At 69.3% G+C, this 14877-nt stretch carries 17 protein-coding genes; 8 read left to right on the top strand and 9 right to left on the bottom strand.

The window, feature by feature from the left end; translation table 11 throughout:
• Window positions 1-3: 3 nt before the first annotated feature.
• From HQQ85_RS16730 to HQQ85_RS16720, 3 genes are read left to right on the top strand one after another with little or no spacing between them, the layout of a single operon-like run.
• Window positions 4-876: a helix-turn-helix transcriptional regulator gene (locus tag HQQ85_RS16730; RefSeq protein WP_173183630.1), complete on the top strand. Its 873-nt coding sequence runs from the start codon at window positions 4-6 to the stop codon at window positions 874-876.
• Window positions 877-898: 22 nt separating this feature from the next.
• The gene (locus tag HQQ85_RS16725) at window positions 899-1693 is read left to right on the top strand and encodes an SDR family NAD(P)-dependent oxidoreductase (protein WP_173183629.1); all 795 of its coding nucleotides are present in this window, start codon (window positions 899-901) and stop codon (window positions 1691-1693) included.
• A 46-nt stretch (window positions 1694-1739) separates the two neighbouring features.
• Window positions 1740-2570: an alpha/beta hydrolase gene (locus HQQ85_RS16720; protein WP_173183628.1), complete on the top strand. Its 831-nt coding sequence runs from the start codon at window positions 1740-1742 to the stop codon at window positions 2568-2570.
• A gap of 61 nt (window positions 2571-2631) precedes the next feature.
• Here HQQ85_RS16720 and HQQ85_RS16715 read toward each other — a convergent pair whose 3' ends face one another.
• Window positions 2632-3021 carry a VOC family protein gene (locus tag HQQ85_RS16715; RefSeq protein WP_173183627.1) on the bottom strand — a complete coding sequence of 130 codons (390 nt, stop codon included), beginning with the start codon at window positions 3019-3021 and terminating at the stop codon, window positions 2632-2634.
• Window positions 3022-3179: 158 nt separating this feature from the next.
• Here HQQ85_RS16715 and HQQ85_RS16710 point away from each other — a divergent pair, with 158 nt between their 5' ends.
• On the top strand, window positions 3180-3893 hold the full coding sequence (locus tag HQQ85_RS16710; protein WP_173183626.1) for a hypothetical protein: 714 nt from the start codon (window positions 3180-3182) through the stop codon (window positions 3891-3893).
• Between the two features lie 32 nt (window positions 3894-3925).
• On the opposite strand, the gene HQQ85_RS16705 is transcribed toward HQQ85_RS16710, so the two are convergent.
• Entirely contained in the window at window positions 3926-5200 is a 1275-nt protein-coding gene (locus HQQ85_RS16705) for a DUF445 domain-containing protein (protein ID WP_173183625.1), read from the bottom strand.
• 157 nt (window positions 5201-5357) lie between these two features.
• Here HQQ85_RS16705 and HQQ85_RS16700 point away from each other — a divergent pair, with 157 nt between their 5' ends.
• Window positions 5358-5852: a hypothetical protein gene (locus HQQ85_RS16700; protein WP_173183624.1), complete on the top strand. Its 495-nt coding sequence runs from the start codon at window positions 5358-5360 to the stop codon at window positions 5850-5852.
• A gap of 421 nt (window positions 5853-6273) precedes the next feature.
• Here the strand turns inward: HQQ85_RS16700 and HQQ85_RS16695 are convergent, their stop codons facing one another.
• The 3 genes from HQQ85_RS16695 to HQQ85_RS16685 form a co-directional block, all read right to left on the bottom strand.
• Window positions 6274-7443, bottom strand: coding sequence for a zinc-dependent alcohol dehydrogenase (locus HQQ85_RS16695; protein WP_173183623.1), 1170 nt, complete (start codon window positions 7441-7443; stop codon window positions 6274-6276).
• Window positions 7440-7907: a hypothetical protein gene (locus HQQ85_RS16690; protein ID WP_173183622.1), complete on the bottom strand. Its 468-nt coding sequence runs from the start codon at window positions 7905-7907 to the stop codon at window positions 7440-7442. The genes HQQ85_RS16695 and HQQ85_RS16690 overlap by 4 nt, the downstream gene beginning before the upstream one ends.
• Before the next feature lie 132 nt (window positions 7908-8039).
• Entirely contained in the window at window positions 8040-8630 is a 591-nt protein-coding gene (locus HQQ85_RS16685) for a TetR family transcriptional regulator (RefSeq protein ID WP_173183621.1), read from the bottom strand.
• 78 nt (window positions 8631-8708) lie between these two features.
• Between HQQ85_RS16685 and HQQ85_RS16680 the strand changes: the two genes are divergently transcribed.
• The 3 genes from HQQ85_RS16680 (at window position 8709) to HQQ85_RS16670 (ending at window position 10368) form a co-directional block, all read left to right on the top strand.
• Window positions 8709-9404 carry a GPP34 family phosphoprotein gene (locus tag HQQ85_RS16680; RefSeq protein ID WP_173183620.1) on the top strand — a complete coding sequence of 232 codons (696 nt, stop codon included), beginning with the start codon at window positions 8709-8711 and terminating at the stop codon, window positions 9402-9404.
• A gap of 76 nt (window positions 9405-9480) precedes the next feature.
• Window positions 9481-10053, top strand: coding sequence for a small multidrug efflux protein (locus HQQ85_RS16675; RefSeq protein WP_173183619.1), 573 nt, complete (start codon window positions 9481-9483; stop codon window positions 10051-10053).
• 87 nt (window positions 10054-10140) lie between these two features.
• Window positions 10141-10368, top strand: coding sequence for an RNA-binding S4 domain-containing protein (locus HQQ85_RS16670; RefSeq protein ID WP_173183618.1), 228 nt, complete (start codon window positions 10141-10143; stop codon window positions 10366-10368).
• A 10-nt stretch (window positions 10369-10378) separates the two neighbouring features.
• On the opposite strand, the gene HQQ85_RS16665 is transcribed toward HQQ85_RS16670, so the two are convergent.
• The 4 genes from HQQ85_RS16665 to HQQ85_RS16650 all read right to left on the bottom strand — a co-directional run bounded on the left by HQQ85_RS16665 (window position 10379) and on the right by HQQ85_RS16650 (window position 14662).
• Entirely contained in the window at window positions 10379-10939 is a 561-nt protein-coding gene (locus HQQ85_RS16665; RefSeq protein WP_173183617.1) for an SIS domain-containing protein, read from the bottom strand.
• A gap of 21 nt (window positions 10940-10960) precedes the next feature.
• Window positions 10961-11986: an ABC transporter permease gene (locus HQQ85_RS16660; protein WP_173183616.1), complete on the bottom strand. Its 1026-nt coding sequence runs from the start codon at window positions 11984-11986 to the stop codon at window positions 10961-10963.
• Between the two features lie 5 nt (window positions 11987-11991).
• On the bottom strand, window positions 11992-13500 hold the full coding sequence (locus HQQ85_RS16655) for a sugar ABC transporter ATP-binding protein (RefSeq protein ID WP_173183615.1): 1509 nt from the start codon (window positions 13498-13500) through the stop codon (window positions 11992-11994).
• An 88-nt stretch (window positions 13501-13588) separates the two neighbouring features.
• A complete protein-coding gene (locus tag HQQ85_RS16650; protein WP_173183614.1) occupies window positions 13589-14662 on the bottom strand; it encodes a sugar ABC transporter substrate-binding protein in 1074 nt (357 codons plus the stop codon).
• Between the last annotated feature and the right edge of the window lie 215 nt (window positions 14663-14877).

The following is a 14877-nucleotide window of genomic DNA, read 5'->3' as shown; positions in this document are numbered from 1 at the left end:
GCGATGGACAAGCCGACTCCACTGGCGCAGTTCCTCCGGGCCCGCCGGAGCCTGGTCGAGCCTGCCGACGTGGGCGTGCCGCCGAGCCGATCACCCCGGCGGGTCGCGGGACTGCGGCGTGAGGAGGTCGCGATGCTCGCCGGGATCAGCGCCGACTACTACCTGCGGCTCGAGCAGGGGCGGGAGCTGCACCCGTCGACGGGGGTGCTCGAGGGACTGACCCGCGCGCTCGCCCTCGACCCCGATGGTGCTGCCCACCTGCATCGACTCGCCCACCCCGCAGCCCCGGGTACCGCGGCGGTCGACACCGTCAACGCGAGCCTGATCGGCCTCATCTCCTCGATGCCGTCCATTCCGGCGCACGTCGTCAACCGCCGGCTCGACATCATCTACATCAATGCGCTCGGGCGGATGCTCAGCCCCGCGTTCCGGGTGGGCGAGAACCTCGTCAAGCTCACCTTCCACCCCGAGCTGCCGCGCGATGCCTACTGGCGGCTCACGGCTCCCCGGGCCGTGGCGTATCTGCGCGCATCCGTCGACCCGCACGACGACGGGCCCGAGATGACGCGGCTGCTCGAGGAGCTGCGGGCGCTCGACCCCGCGTTCGAGGCGATGTGGGCGCGGCACGAGACGCGGAAGCCGGCCGGGCATCCGTCGACCTTCACGCACCCCGAGGTCGGGTCGATCGAGCTGCGGTACCAGACCTTCGACCTGCCGGGCACGGGCGGTCAGACGCTCGGGATGTACGTCGCGGCACCCGGGAGCCCGTCGGCGGAGAAGATCCAGCGGCTGTCGCTGCTCTGCGCGCTCAACGATCCGGCCGCCGAGGGTGACCGTCTCGCACCCAGGAAGAGCGGGGGCACGACCCCCGCCTGACCGCGGCCCTACCGTCTGAGCCATGGACTTAGGGCTGAACGGCAAGATCGCCATCGTCACCGGCGCGAGCAAGGGCATCGGGCTCGCGGTGACCACCGCGCTCGCGAGCGAAGGAGTTCACGTCATCGCGGCCTCCCGCTCGAGTTCGCCGGCGCTCGACGCGCTGGTCGAGGCCGGGTCGGTGACCTTCGTCCCCGTCGATCTCACCGAGGCGGATGCTCCCGCCGCCCTCATCTCAGCGGCCCGGTCGCGTGGGGGCCTCGACATCCTGGTCAACAACGTCGGGGCGGTCAGCCTGCGCTTCGACGGCTTCCTCGCGATCGACGACGCGGCGTGGCAGCGCACCCTCGACCTCTGCTTCCTGACGATGGTGCGGATGACCCGGGCCGCCATCCCCGAGCTGATCGCGCGCGGGCGCGGCACGGTCGTGACCATCGGGTCGGTGAACGCGTTCCTGCCCGACCCCGGCGTGATCGACTACTCGGCCGCGAAGTCCGCCGTGTGGAACCTCTCGAAGTCGCTGTCGAAGGAGTACGGGCCGCAGGGCATCCGCTTCAACAGCATCAGCCCGGGGCCGGTCGCCACCGACCTCTGGCTCGGCGACAGCGGGGTCGCGGCCACCGCTGCGGCTCAGATGGGTGTCGACTTCGCCACCGCTCGCGACCGCGTCGTCGCCGGGCAGGGCGGGTTCTCGACCGGGCGCTTCACCGAACCCGCCGAGGTCGCCGACCTCGTGCTCGTGCTCGCCGGCGAGCGCGCGGGGAACGTGACCGGAGCCGACTTCCTGATCGACGGCGGACTCATCAAGACCCTCTGATCCACCCCACCTCTCTTCCCGACTCTCTTCCCTAGGAGCTGCAGCCATGCCCAAGCACGTCGTCTTCATCCACGGACTCTGGATCCACGCCACCGCCTGGCGGCCCTGGCAGGACCTCTTCGAAGAGACCGGCTACACCACGACCGCGCCCGGCTGGCCCGGCGAGCCCGACTCGGTGGAGGCCACGCGCGCCGACCCGAGCGGTCTCGACAACCAGGGCATCTCGGAGATCTGCCACCACTACGCCGACCTCATCGCCCCGATGGACGAGAAGCCGATCGTCGTCGGGCACTCCTTCGGCGGGCTGATCGCGCAGGAGCTGCTCGCGAACGACCTGGTGTCCGCCGCGGTGGCCATCGACCCGGCGCCGGTGAAAGGCGTGAAGGTGCTGCCGTTCGCGCAGCTGCGGTCGGGCTTCCCCGTGCTCGGCAACCCCGCGAACAAGTCGCGCACCGTGGCGCTGACCTCGTCACAGTTCCGGTACGCCTTCGGCAATGCGCTGTCGGAAGAGGAATCGGATGCCCTGCACGCCGCCTGGGCGATCCCCGGTCCCGGCCGCCCGCTCTTCGAGGACGCGACGGCGAACTTCGTGCGCAACTCCCCCGCCGCTGTAAATACCCACACCGCCGTTCGGGGGCCGCTGCTGCTGACGTCGGGCACCGAGGATCACACGGTGCCGAAGTCGGTGACGCTGGCGGTGGCGAAGCTCTACGCTTCGAACGCCGCATCGATCACCGAGTACCACGAGTACGAGGGCAAGGGGCACTCGCTCACGCTCGACAGCGGGTGGCGGGATGTCGCTGACGACGTGCTGGGGTGGCTGGCGTCACAGGGGCTGGCCCCGTCGGCGGTCGGAGGTTCAGCGGCGACGGTGTGACCCGCGGCACACGATCGCCACAGCTGCTTCGTGTGACGTGCAAGTGCGCCGGTGGCTGCGGCTAAATGCCCCGCTCGGCCTGGCTGCGCAGGATGCAGAACTCGTTGCCCTCGGGGTCGGCCAGCACGACCCAGCCCGAGCCGTCGGCGCGGCGGCGGTCGTCGACCTCCCGGGCACCGAGCTGCAGGAGCCGCTCCAGCTCCTCGTCGCGCGTGCTCCCCGCCTCGGGCTCGAGATCGAGGTGCAGCCGATTCTTGAGTTCCTTGGCCTCGGGCACCTCGATGAAGAGCAGGCGCTGCGTGCCGTCGCTCGAGAAGATCATGCACTCGTCGTCGCCCGGCACGTTCGGGTCGTCGGGGTCCTCCGCGAAACCGAGCACGGCGCTCCAGAACACCGACTGCGCCAGGGCGTCGCGGCTGTCGATCGTCGTGTGCGAGATGCGGGCTGCCATGCGGCGAGCCTAGCCGCGAGACCCCTCCAGCCCGAGAAGACGACGCCGCTCACGCCGACCGCGTGACTGATCGCCGACGCGAGCGCTGTGCAAAAGAATTGCCCCGGCGCGCCGACGCAGTTACGCGTCCCGTCCGGGGCTTACGATTCAATCCTAGCATGTCGATCTTTCCTCATGAAGTAATGGAGTCGGGTGACGAAAGCTGGCCGGACCCGGCCGTGATTCCTTCGCTCGTGAAGGTCATCAGGGACGAACGTCTGGCCGCCTACGCCACCGCGTGTCACGGTGACGCAGCACGCTCCATCCGGCTATACACCTGGAACATCGAAGCGAGTGCCGCATTGCTCAACGCTTTCGCACCTCTCGAAGTCGGCATCCGTAACGCCATGCACAATAGCCTCGTGCAGCACTTCCAGCGGACGGACTGGTGGAACGCCGCGAGCTTGAGTCGCGCAGATAGAGCTCAGATCGATAGCGCCATCGACTATCTCGACCGCAGGAAAGGGCAGGGCCGGTGGACCGCCGGCCACGTCGTCGCCGAACTCAAGGTCTCCTTCTGGGAGGGCTTGCTCGTCAATCGCTACCACGCAGCGCTCTGGGAGCCAGCTCTTCAGAAAGCTTTCCCCCACTCCCCGGCTCGCCGCGGTGACATCCGCGCCCAACTGGAGCGGCTACGACTGCTCCGGAACCGCGCCGCACACCACGAGCCGATCCACGCCCGTGATCTCACCGTCGACCACCGCTACATGTGCGAATTGGCTGGGCACATCTCCCCACAACTCGAGACGTGGATCGCCGGCCACTCCCGACTGCCCCGAACCGTTGCCGATCTGGTGCCCACTCTCGACGGAACAAGGCCCGGTCAGTTCTGACCACAGCCGTCGACGTCCATCAGCCCCGCCGGTCACGCGAGCAGCGCGTGCACCCCCGTCGCGATCGCGAAGATCCCGACCCCCGCGAGCGCCCCCACCACCGTCCCGTTGATCCGGATGAACTGCAGGTCCCGCCCCACCTGCAGCTCGATCTTCTGCGTCGTCTCGCGCGCGTCCCACCGCTGCACCGTGTCGCTGATCACCGACGCGAGGTCGTGCCGGTACTTCTGCACCGCATACCCCGCCGCGTCGGCGATCCAGGCGTCGATCTTCGTGGCGAGCATCCGGTCGCTCGAAAGACGCGCCCCGAGGTCGACCAGCGCCGACGTCGCCGCCGACCGCAGCTCGCTCGACGGGTCGGCCAGCGCTTCGGCGAGCGCCGTCTTGGCCGCCTCCCAAAGCTGGCCGGCGAACGAGCGCAGGCGCGGGCTCTCGAGGAACTCGGCCTTGATCTGCTCGACCCGCTGCGACATCGCCGGGTCGTGCTGCAGCCGGTCGGTGAGGTCGTCGAGGTAGCCGTCGATGGCCAGGCGAAGCGGATGCTCGGGGTCCTCCCTCACCGCCTGCAGCAGTTTGGTGAGCTCACGGTGCGCGCGGTCGTCGGCGAAGTCGCGGGCAAAGCCGGGCACCCAGCGCGGGATGCGGGTCGAGACGACGGTTCCGAGGGCGTCCGGATGCTCGGCGAGCCACGTCTCGGCCGCCTCGACCAGCGCGTCGACGACGGCCCGCTGCTGGTCGGCCGCCACGAGCTCGGACCCCATCCGCCCGAGGGCCGGCGCCCACTCCTTCTCGAACAGGTGCTTGCGGGCGAGGCGCTCGATGAGGCTCTCGACGTCGCGGTCGCTGAGGAAGCGGAGCAGGCCCTGCGCCATCACGGCACCCTCGGTGCTCGCGCGCTGGGCGTTCGCGGGATCGGCCAGCCAGGCGCCGAGCCGGTCGGCCACGCTGAAGGTCGCGAGCTTGCTGCGCACGACCTCGTCGGAGAGGAAGTTCTCCTCGACGAACTCGCCGAGGCTCACGCCGATCTCGTCCTTGCGGTTCGGGATGATCGCCGTGTGCGGGATGCGCAGCCCGAGCGGATGCCGGAACAGCGCCGTCACGGCGAACCAGTCCGCCAGGGCGCCGACCATCGCACCCTCGGCGGCGGCGCGCACGTAGCCGAGCCACGGGTACCGGTCTTCGAGAGCGAAGGCGACGGCGAAGATCACGGCCGAGACAATGAGGAGGCTCGTGGCGAGCAGCTTCATCCGCCGGAGCGCGGCGCGGCGCTCGAGGTCGGCGGGGCCGAGCTGGGTAGTCGTCGTCATCGTGCCCCTTCCTTATCGCGGCACCCACCACCGTACGCGGCCTGGCGGGCACCGCCGCTCCCGGATGGCCGCCTACCGCTCTGCTCTTCTCAGCCGATCCCCGGTCGCACTAGGGTGATGCCAGCAGCCGGGCCCGACCGGCTCAGGGGGAGGAAACATGAAGCGACCTGGTGGAGTCACCCTCGTGGCCGTGATCGTCTGGATCTCGGGCGCACTTCAGCTGATCGGCGGCGTGATCGGCCTGATCACCGCCTCGACGACGGCCGAGGTGAACGGCGTCTCGGCCGGGTCGTTCACGACCGGCGCCATCGTGTCGATCGTCCTCGGCATCATCACGATCGTCGTCGGCGCCGCGCTTCTCCGCGGCAGCCAGCTGGCCCGCGTTCTGACGACCATCGTGCTGGCCCTCAACCTGGCGAGCGCGGTCTACACGCTCGTCGCCGTGCCGTCGACGCTCTGGCAGGGCGTCATCAACGCGGCCCTGGCCCTCCTCGGCATCATCCTCCTCTACACCCGCAGCGCGAACGCCTACTTCCGCCGCTGGCCGCGGAAGGGCCGCTCCGAAGCGACGTCATTCGGCGACGCGCAGACCGCCTGGGCGCGCCCGATCGCGGCTTGCCAGCCCCACACGCGCGTCGTCTTGCCGATGTAGGCCGGCCCGTGCCACCGCTCCTGATCGCCGTCGTTCGGCGCAGCGTTCCCGGTGACGCAGAGTCCGCCCCGTGTGAAGATCTCGATCCGGGTCAGCCCCCTCTCCAGGGGCACCAGACCGAGAACATCCTCCGGCCGCGGCGGTCGGTCGCCGCACCAGGGAAGCGTCCCGATGACGAAGTGATTGCGCGCACGCGGCTTCAGCTCCAGCACCTGCAGACACGCCCACGTTCCCGACGACGCTTCGACGGGAATGAGGTCACCGACCTGGAGCTCCGTCGCACTGCGAGGCGAGAACGGGAAGGCTTCACGCGGCATGGGTCGATCCTGGCACGCGGTGGGCCCGGAAGCCCGACGGCGACAGGGGCGCAGAGCACCACAGCTGCCGCCGCCGGGCCAGCGCGGGCACCGCGCCGAGACGGTTACGGACGGAAGACCGCCCGCACGCATCCGTCGGTCTTCTCCTTGAACATCTCGTAGCCCTCGGGCCCTTGCTCCAGCGGCATCACGTGGGTGGCGAGGTGCTCGGTGACGAGCTCGTCCCGCGCCATCCGCTCGAGCAGCATCGGGATGTACCGGTGCCCGTGCTGCTGCGCCGACCGCAGCGTGAGCCCCTTGTTCATCAGCGGCCCCAGCGGGAACTTGTCCACGACCCCGCCGAACACCCCGAGCACGAACACGCTGCCGCCCTTCCGCGCCGCGAAGATCGCCTCGCGCACCGCGGTGGGCCGGTCGGTCTGCAGCCGCAGCTGCTGCTTGAGCTGGTCGTAGGCGAAGTCAGGCCGATCCTTGTGCGCCTCCATGCCGACCGCCTCGATGCAGACGTCGGGCCCGCGCCCGCCGGTCAGCTCGCGCAGCTCGGCGGTCACCTCGCTCGTCTCATAGTTCATCGTCTCGGCACCGATCACGCTCTCCACCTGCGCGAGCCGCTCCTGGAAGCGGTCGATCACGATCACGCGCTCCGCCCCCAGCAGAATGGATGCTCGCGCCGCCATCTGGCCGACGCCACCCGCGCCCCAGACGGCCACCGTGTCGCCGGGCTTCACCCCGCCGACGTCGGCGCCCATCCACCCGGTCGGTGCGGCGTCCGAGGCGAACAGGGCCCGCTCGTCGCTGACACCCTCGGGCACCGGGAACGCACCCTGATCGGCGTACGGCACCCGGATGTACTCGGCGTGACTGCCCGCCCAGCCGCCGAGCGCGTGGGAGTAGCCGTAGCATCCGCCCGGCGCCTGGCCCCACAGCATCTCGGGGATGCCCGCGTTCGGGTTGCCGTTGTCGCACAGCGAGTAGAGCTCGTTCTTGCAGAACCAGCACTTGCCGCAGCTGATGAACGAGCACACCACGACGCGGTCGCCGACGCGGTGCTTCGTCACCGCCGAGCCCACCTCGACGACCTCGCCGATGAACTCGTGTCCGAGCACGTCGCCGGCGCGCATGGTCGGCACGTAGCCGCCGAGCAGGTGCAGGTCCGAGCCGCACGAGGTGCTCAGGATGACCCTCACGATGATGTCCTGCGCATTCAGGACCTCGGGGTCGTTCACGTCTTCGACCGAGAGCTCGTTCACTCCGGTCCAGGTCAGCGCCTTCACAGCACCCCACCACCTTTCGCCTCGTCCTCGGCCTTGTCGACGGCGGCTCCGAACAGGGTGGTGGGCCGCTTGCCGTGCGGCCTCGGGATGCTCTTCAGCACCTCTCCCGTCTCGATCAGCTGCTTCGCATCTCGCAGCGCCGCCCGCAGGGCCTGGTCGGGGTCGTCGTCGCCGAACAGCGCCTTGTCGGCGTCATCCTTCACACGGGCGTGCACCTCGAAGCCCTTGTCGCCCGGGGCCGGCTGCACCCGCACCTCGAGCCCCTCGGCGAGGCGCTGCAGCGGTTCGGGGTAGGCGCCCTGCTCGAAGGCACCCGGGTCGCCCAGCACGGTCACCGCCTTCCAGCCCTCCGGATGCCGCGAGTCCCCGTCGGACTCGGACTGATTACGGACCAGCGTGCGTGCCACCAGGCCCACGGCCACCACGCCGGCCGCTCCTGCGGCGACGGCTGTCTTCGTACCCATCACTCCTCCTTCGCTGAGAGGGTGAACTCCTCCGAGATGCACCCTCGGTCGATGGGCACGAACCTAGGGACGCGCCCAGCCGACCGCAGGGGGATTCACATCCGCGCGATCAGGAGAGACAATGCTCGGTGGCTAGGAGCGCGGCAGGTCGAAGACCGCGTCGACCGCGAACGCGAGCGTGGCCGCCTGGTGCACGAGGTAGTCGGGGCGGTGCGGCAGCGCGCGCTCGATCGAGAGGCCGTCGACGACCGTGAGCAAGAGGTGCACGCGGCGCTCGGTGTCGCCGGGCTGCAGCACGCCCTCCTCCTCGAGGATGGCGAGCCACGCACCGACCCGGCGCTCGGCCTGCAAGACGATCAGGTCGTAGCCGGCGCGCGCATTCGGAGTCGTGTCGGCGCCCGGGAACGCCTGGAACAGGCTCTGCCAGACCGCGAAGGCATCGGCGTCGTTCGTGCCGAAGGGCTCGAACAGTCGCCAGAGGCACTCGCGCAGCCGTTCGCGCGGAGGCACGGACGTGTCGCGGATGCGCTCGTCGGGCATCGCGGCGTCGTAGGTCGCGGTGAGGGCGGCGTTGATGAGGTCGCGCTGCGTCGGGAAGTAGTGGCGCAGGGTGCTCGCGCCGACCCCGGCGTGGGCGGCGACCGCGCGCACGCTGAGGCGCTCGACGCCGTCGCGCATCATCGCCGTGACCGAGGCGAGGATGCGGTCGCGTGTGCTCTCCATGATCGACCTCCGCGTCGAGTCTAAAGGGATTCCGATTGATTAGCACACTGTGCTGGTACAGTGTGCTAATCTCGATGCATGTCCACTCCGAACCCCGTAGCGGCAGCCGGCGACCGGCTGATCGCCGAAGACGTCCTCCTCGTCCTCTTCCAGCCCTCGTCGGGCACCATCGCCGGCGAGAACACCCTCTTCTACGTGCTCGGCGGCGCGGTGCTGACCGAGCTGGGCCAGCGGGGGCTGGCGTCGGTGCAGGATGCGGGCCTCCGAGGCGCTCTCGTCAGCGCGACCCGCGAGCGCCCCGACGACGAGCTCCTCCGCCCCGCGTGGGACTACGTCGCCACGAAGCCGCGCGGTGTGCAGAGCGTGCTCGCCGCGAGCGGCCCGACCCTGCGCGGGCCTCTGCTCGACCGTCTGGTCGAGCGCGGCGACCTCGACCGGGTCGAGAAGCGGATGCTCGGACTCATCCCCACCGTGGCCCTCCGTGAGGGCGGCTCGGGCCGACGCGCCGAGCTGATCGCCGCCATCCGCGCCGTGCTCGTCGACGGTGAGGCGCCGAGCGACCGCATCGCCGCCGTCACCGCCCTCGTCTCGGCGAGCGGCGGACTCCCCGTGCTGCACCCCGAGATCCCGTGGTCGACCGACACGGCCACCCGGGCCAAGGCCCTCGCCCAGGGCGACCAGGCGGCGGACGCCGCCGCGGCCGCCGTCACCCGCACCATGACCGCGGTCGTCACGAACGCGCTGATCGCAGCGCTGGTGGTCGGCACCCGCTGACACCACCTCCCCCATCACGCTGCGGGACTCGCAGCGCAATCCGTCGCGCCTGCGACACCGATCCTCTGGAGAGATCATGGACGTCATCGCGTTCTTCCAACAAGCCATGTCGCACGTGCCCGTTCTCGTGCAGCCGTTGCTCGTCGCCCTGGCGGGGGTGATCCCGTTCGTCGAGGGCGAGCTCGCCGCCGTGCTCGGCGTGTGGGCGGGCCTGAACCCCGTCGTCGCGGCGATCGCGGCGGCGGCGGGCAACTTCGCCTCCGTCTTCGTCGTCGTGTTCTTCGGGGCGCGCATCCGGGGCGCGATCCTCGCACGCCGGGCACGGAAGGCGGTCGCCGCTCGGGTCGTGTCAGTCCCGGCGGGCGGGCTTCCCGGCGAGATCCCCGAGGCCGGGCCGGAGCCCGCGCCGAGCCCGAAGCCCGAGTCGAAGGGCGTTCAGCGCTTCAAGCGGTTCCTCGTGCGCTTCGGGGTTCCCGGTGCGAGCATCCTCGGGCCGCTGGCCCTGCCCACGCAGTTCACCTCGGCGGTGCTGGTGTCGACCGGCGTGCCGAAGGGCTGGGTGCTGCTCTGGCAGGGCGTCGCGATCGTGCTGTGGACCACCGTCACCACACTGAGCGCCGTCGGCGTGCTCGCCCTGCTCGAGGGCTGACGCACCGCCGGCCGACGCCCGCGCGGAGTGGTACCGGGCGACCGGCCGCGGGCTGACGGCGTCGCGGCGGTCGGCTAGCCTGGCCGCATGGCGAAGCAGGCACCGATCGACGACGTCTCCATCGGCGGGGAGATGATCCGGCTGGGGCAGTTCCTCAAGTTCGCGGGGCTGCTCGACACCGGCGGGATGGTCAAGGAGGTCATCGCCGACGGGTACGTGACGGTCAACGGCGAGGTCGAGCTGCGGCGGGGGCGGCAGCTCGCGGCGGGCGACGTGGTCGGGTTCGACGGGCGGCTCGCCCGCGTCAGCCCCTGACGCTCCGCCCTTACTCGAAGTTGCGGTGACGGGCCACCAGGTCCTCGAACCGTGCGCCGGTACGGCGGACGAGCATGAGGTAGAGCACGTCCCAGAAGATCCAGAGCGACTGCTCGAACAGGCTCCCCATCGCTTGGATGGTCGGCACGACGTCGCCCTCGGCACCGTAGGTGTGCGCGGGGATGGTGAGCACGATGTCGGCCAGCTGAGCGGTGGGCCCGTCGGGGATCGCCGTGGCCACCAGCAAGGTCGCGCCGGTCTTCTTCACCTGCTCGGCGATGTAGTGCAGGTGCGGGATGTTCGCCGGTCCGGTCGGCATGATGAAGAGGTCGTCGGCGGTGACCGCCGGCGTCGTGTCGTCCCAGCCCCAGTGCACGGTCTTCCCGAAGTGCGTGAGTCGCATGGCGAAGGCCTTGGAACCGAGGCCTTCGCGACCGATGCCCAGGACGAAGATGCGCTGGTGCTTCTCGAGGGTGTCGAGCGCGGCCTCGATGTTGTCGAGCGGAACCCGGCGGAACACCTCCCCCAGTTCCTCGACGACGGTCGAACTGATCTCACGGAACTCTGACATCTGCGGTCCTTTCGTTCAGGGTCAGCGTAGGCCGGGCTTGGCGCCGAAGCGGCCGACCAGCAGGGCGATGAGGATCACGGCACCGTAGACGGCGTTGATCCAGAAGGTCGGCACACCCGCGAGGGTGAGGACGTTGGTGAGGGTGCCGAGCAGCAGCACGCCCATCAGGGCGCCGATGATGCGGCCCTGTCCTCCGGTGAGCTGCACTCCGCCGATCACGGCCGCCGCCAGGGCGCTGAAGATGAGGTTCTCCCCCATGCCGCTCGTGACGGAGGCCAGTCGGCCGGCGAGCATGAGGCCGGCGAAAGCGGCCAGGGTGCTCGCGGCCACGAAGGCGGTGATCAGCACGAAGTCCACCCGCACACCGGCCGCTTTGGCTGCATCGGCGTTGCCGCCGATGGCATAGAGCGCCCGACCCCAGGAGGTGTAGCGGAGCACCAGCCCGGCGATGATGAACAGGATGGCCGTGATCCAGATCGCTGCGGGCACACCGGCCCAGCGAGCCGATCCGATGTAGCGGAACGCCTCGGGCAGGCCTGCCAGCGTCTTGCCCTGACTGATGCCCAGTGTGACTCCGCGCAGGAGGATCAGCATCGCCAGCGTCACGATGAACGGATCGAGTTTCACCTTCACGACGAGGAACCCGTTGAACAGCCCGATGCCGGCTCCGATCACCAGGGTGATGAGGATGGCGAGCAGCGGGTCGATCTCGGTACCGAGACCGCCGACCGCGGCCGGGATGACGAGCCAGGCGGCCACCATCGGTGCCAGTCCTACTGTCGATTCGAGTGAGATGTCGAGCTTGCCGGTGAGCAGGATGAACGTCAGACCGATCACGACGATGCCGAGCTCGGCCGACTGACGGAGGATCAGCGTCAGATTGGCCGCCGAGAGGAAGGCCGGGCTGACCAGCGCCCCCACGACGATCACGATCGCGAGGCCGGGCAGCACGCTGAGTTCGCGGACGTTCTGGACGATGCTGCCGACGGCCCGGTTCTTCGGTGCAGGGGCGCCGATGCGCGGCGCGGCGGTGGTGGTGTTTGTCATGGGGTTCACTCCAGGCCTTCGATGGCTCTAACGATGTCTTCTTCGATCGGCTCCGAGAGCTGGGCGGCGACGCGCCCCTCTCGCATGATGAGGACGCGGGAACTCACGAGGAGTTCCTCCACGTCGTCCGAGATCAGCACCACGGCCACGCCCTCGGCCAGCGCGCGGAGCATCAAGGCGTAGATCGCGTCCTTCGCGGCGATGTCGACGCCGGCCGTGGGCGAGATCAGCACGAGGACCTGCGGCTTCCGGGCGAGCGCGCGCGCCAGCACGACCTTCTGCTGATTGCCTCCGGACAGTCCCGAGACCGCGAGCGCGGGGTTCGGCGGCACCAGGGCGACGTCCTGGATCAGTTCCTTGGCGATCGCGGTGCGGCGCCGGGGCGAGAACACCCCGGCCGGCGCGACCTGGTCCATGATGCCCATGGTCATGTTCTCGGCCACGCTCAGCTGCGGTACGTAGCCGTCGCGGTGGCGGTCGGCGGGGACGAACCCGATGCCGGCGCGCTGGCTGGTCTTGACGTTGCCGGTCGCCAGCCTGTCTCCGTCGACGAGGATGTCGCCGCCCGAGGTCTTGCGGAGTCCGGCGATGGCCTCACCGACCGCGTACTTGCCCGATCCGCCGCTGCCACCGATGGCGACGAGCTCACCGGGTGCGACGTCGAAGGAGACATCCGTGAAGGCGCCGCCCTTGTCCGCCAAACCCTTCAGCGACAGGGCCGGGGAGCCGGCCAGCGCGATCGACTTGGTGTCGGCACGATGGCGCTGCTGTTCCTGCCCGGCCAGGAGCGCCTCGACGAGATCGTCGGACCGGATGTCGTCACCGGTGCGCGACCAGAGCAGCTTCCCGTCGCGGAGCACCGACGCCGAGTCGCAGATCGCAGTCACCTCTCGCAGGAAGTGCGAGACGAACACGAAGGTCACCCCCGACTGCTGCAGCTCCTGGACCTTGTCGAACAGTCGCCGGATCGCCGCCCCCTCCAGCTGCACGGTCGGTTCGTCGAGGAGCACGATGCGGCTGCCCGCCTCGAGGGCTTTGGCGATCGTGAGCATCTGGCGCTCCTCGATCGGGGCGTCGGACAGCAGCGTGCGCGGATTCAGATTGATGTTCCAGGCGGCGAGGATCCGCTCGGCCTCGCTCTGCATCGTCCGCCACGAGACCTTCAACCCTTGGGTCGGAAGTCGTCCCGCGAAGAGGTTCTCGGCGACGGTGAGATTCGCGAAGACCGACGGGCGCTGATAGACACAAGCGACCTGGTGCTGCCACGCCTTCGGGTCTGATGCGGCCGGGGCGGGTTCGCCGAAGAACTGAAGCGACCCCGTGTCGGGCTGCTCCAGCCCGGTGATCATCCGGAGCAGCGTCGACTTGCCCGCCCCGTTACGGCCGATGAGGCCGTGCACCTGGCCGGGGAGCACCGAGACGGAGACGTCGCTCAGCGCTTTCGTCGCCCCGTAGGTCTTGCTCACACCGTCGATCCGGATGGCAGGCACGGTGCTCGGTGAAGTGATGGTCATGACGTCTCCGTCTCGGATCAGGATCCGGTCGTTCGGGTTGCCGGGGGTGCGGACCAGGGCGGGCCGGATGATCGGCCCGCCCTGGGTTCTACTTCGAGACCCCGAAGGCCTCGAGCGCGAACTCCTTGTTGCCCCAGAGCTCGGGGTCGTCGACGTTGTCCGCGGTCACGACCGGGGTCGGGAGCAGGTCGACCAGGTTGCCGTTCCGCTCCTCGATCACGCTTCCGTGGTCGGTGTCACCGGCCTCGAAGGTCTCCCCGCTGATGGCCCGGGTGAGGTAGTCGACGCCGTAGTCGATGTAGTCGGTCATCGGCTGCGCAACGGCGGCATCGAGCCAGCCGTCGCGGATCGCGGTCATCGCCATCGGGCTGGCGTCGACCGACACCTGCACGACGTGGCCGTCCTGTCCGACGGGGACGAGCTTGCCCAGGGAGTCCAGGGTGTCCAGGATGGTCGGGAAGAACGTCGCGTCGCTCTGGTTGTAGATGCCCGCGATGTTGTCGTACTGGTTCATCGCGGTCTCGATGCCCGATGCGGCCTTGGCCGGGTCCCATTCGGTGGCGACGTTCACGAGCTTCACGTCGGGGTACTTCTCAGCCATGCAGTCGTTGAACCCGTTGGTGCGATCGCGCCCGTTCGAGGTGACGGGATCCCCGTCGAGCGTGATGACGGCGTCGCCGGCCTTGACCCGCGTGCCCATCTCCTCGCAGGCCAGTGCGCCCATATTGACGTTGTCGGCGCGGACGATCATGGCGATCTTTCCCGATGCCGGAGCCTCGTCGATCGCGACGATCGGCACCGAGGCGTCGTTGGCGTACTCGATGGCCGGGACGATCGCGTCGGCATCCCCGACCGAGATCACGAGACCCTTCGCCCCCTTGTTGATGAGGGTCTGGATGTCGGTGAGCTGCTGGGACGCGTCACGGTCGGCGTTCGTGGCGGGGATCGTGCCGTAGCCCAGCTCCTCGAAGCGCTGCATCGAGCCGACGTTCTCAGCGTTCTGGAACGGGTCGGTGTGCGGCTGGGAGTAGCTGAGCTGGATGTCGGCCTTGTCGGTGTCGGCGCTGATCGCGGTCGTTCCCTCGCTGGAACATCCGGTGAGCATCAGGGCGCTCGCGGTCAGGCCGGCAAGGACGACTCCTGTCTTGGCTGCGGTTCGCATTGCAGACTTCCTCTCTGAAGTGGCAGGACTTGGTACGTCTCCGGCGGAGCGCCGGCCCATCCGTTCAATGTAGTACGGATTGTACGTACGGAACATACATCGCGAAAATTTGCTTTGTAAACCCGTTTCACCACATTTGTCTCGTTTTGACCGGTTTGTACGGACAGACTCGACAATACGGACGCCTAGCGCTTACTCTGGCCCTCGAGCAGCGT

This window comes from Herbiconiux sp. VKM Ac-2851, from assembly GCF_013205105.1.
In the GTDB taxonomy this organism is placed as follows: domain Bacteria; phylum Actinomycetota; class Actinomycetes; order Actinomycetales; family Microbacteriaceae; genus Herbiconiux; species Herbiconiux flava.
This window is presented reverse-complemented; position numbering and strand designations above follow the sequence as displayed.

Bases quoted from the DNA above. Each gene is read 5' to 3' on its own strand.
- HQQ85_RS16675 (WP_173183619.1), top strand. From the start codon at position 9,481: ATGGACGTCATCGCGTTCTTCCAACAAGCCATGTCGCACGTGCCCGTT.
- HQQ85_RS16690 (WP_173183622.1), bottom strand. From the start codon at position 7,907: ATGGGTACGAAGACAGCCGTCGCCGCAGGAGCGGCCGGCGTGGTGGCC.
- HQQ85_RS16700 (WP_173183624.1), top strand. From the start codon at position 5,358: ATGAAGCGACCTGGTGGAGTCACCCTCGTGGCCGTGATCGTCTGGATC.
- HQQ85_RS16655 (WP_173183615.1), bottom strand. From the start codon at position 13,500: ATGACCATCACTTCACCGAGCACCGTGCCTGCCATCCGGATCGACGGT.
- HQQ85_RS16670 (WP_173183618.1), top strand. From the start codon at position 10,141: ATGGCGAAGCAGGCACCGATCGACGACGTCTCCATCGGCGGGGAGATG.
- HQQ85_RS16720 (WP_173183628.1), top strand. From the start codon at position 1,740: ATGCCCAAGCACGTCGTCTTCATCCACGGACTCTGGATCCACGCCACC.
- HQQ85_RS16725 (WP_173183629.1), top strand. From the start codon at position 899: ATGGACTTAGGGCTGAACGGCAAGATCGCCATCGTCACCGGCGCGAGC.
- HQQ85_RS16660 (WP_173183616.1), bottom strand. From the start codon at position 11,986: ATGACAAACACCACCACCGCCGCGCCGCGCATCGGCGCCCCTGCACCG.
- HQQ85_RS16710 (WP_173183626.1), top strand. From the start codon at position 3,180: ATGTCGATCTTTCCTCATGAAGTAATGGAGTCGGGTGACGAAAGCTGG.
- HQQ85_RS16680 (WP_173183620.1), top strand. From the start codon at position 8,709: ATGTCCACTCCGAACCCCGTAGCGGCAGCCGGCGACCGGCTGATCGCC.
- HQQ85_RS16685 (WP_173183621.1), bottom strand. From the start codon at position 8,630: ATGGAGAGCACACGCGACCGCATCCTCGCCTCGGTCACGGCGATGATG.
- HQQ85_RS16705 (WP_173183625.1), bottom strand. From the start codon at position 5,200: ATGACGACGACTACCCAGCTCGGCCCCGCCGACCTCGAGCGCCGCGCC.
- HQQ85_RS16665 (WP_173183617.1), bottom strand. From the start codon at position 10,939: ATGTCAGAGTTCCGTGAGATCAGTTCGACCGTCGTCGAGGAACTGGGG.
- HQQ85_RS16650 (WP_173183614.1), bottom strand. From the start codon at position 14,662: ATGCGAACCGCAGCCAAGACAGGAGTCGTCCTTGCCGGCCTGACCGCG.
- HQQ85_RS16715 (WP_173183627.1), bottom strand. From the start codon at position 3,021: ATGGCAGCCCGCATCTCGCACACGACGATCGACAGCCGCGACGCCCTG.
- HQQ85_RS16730 (WP_173183630.1), top strand. From the start codon at position 4: ATGGACAAGCCGACTCCACTGGCGCAGTTCCTCCGGGCCCGCCGGAGC.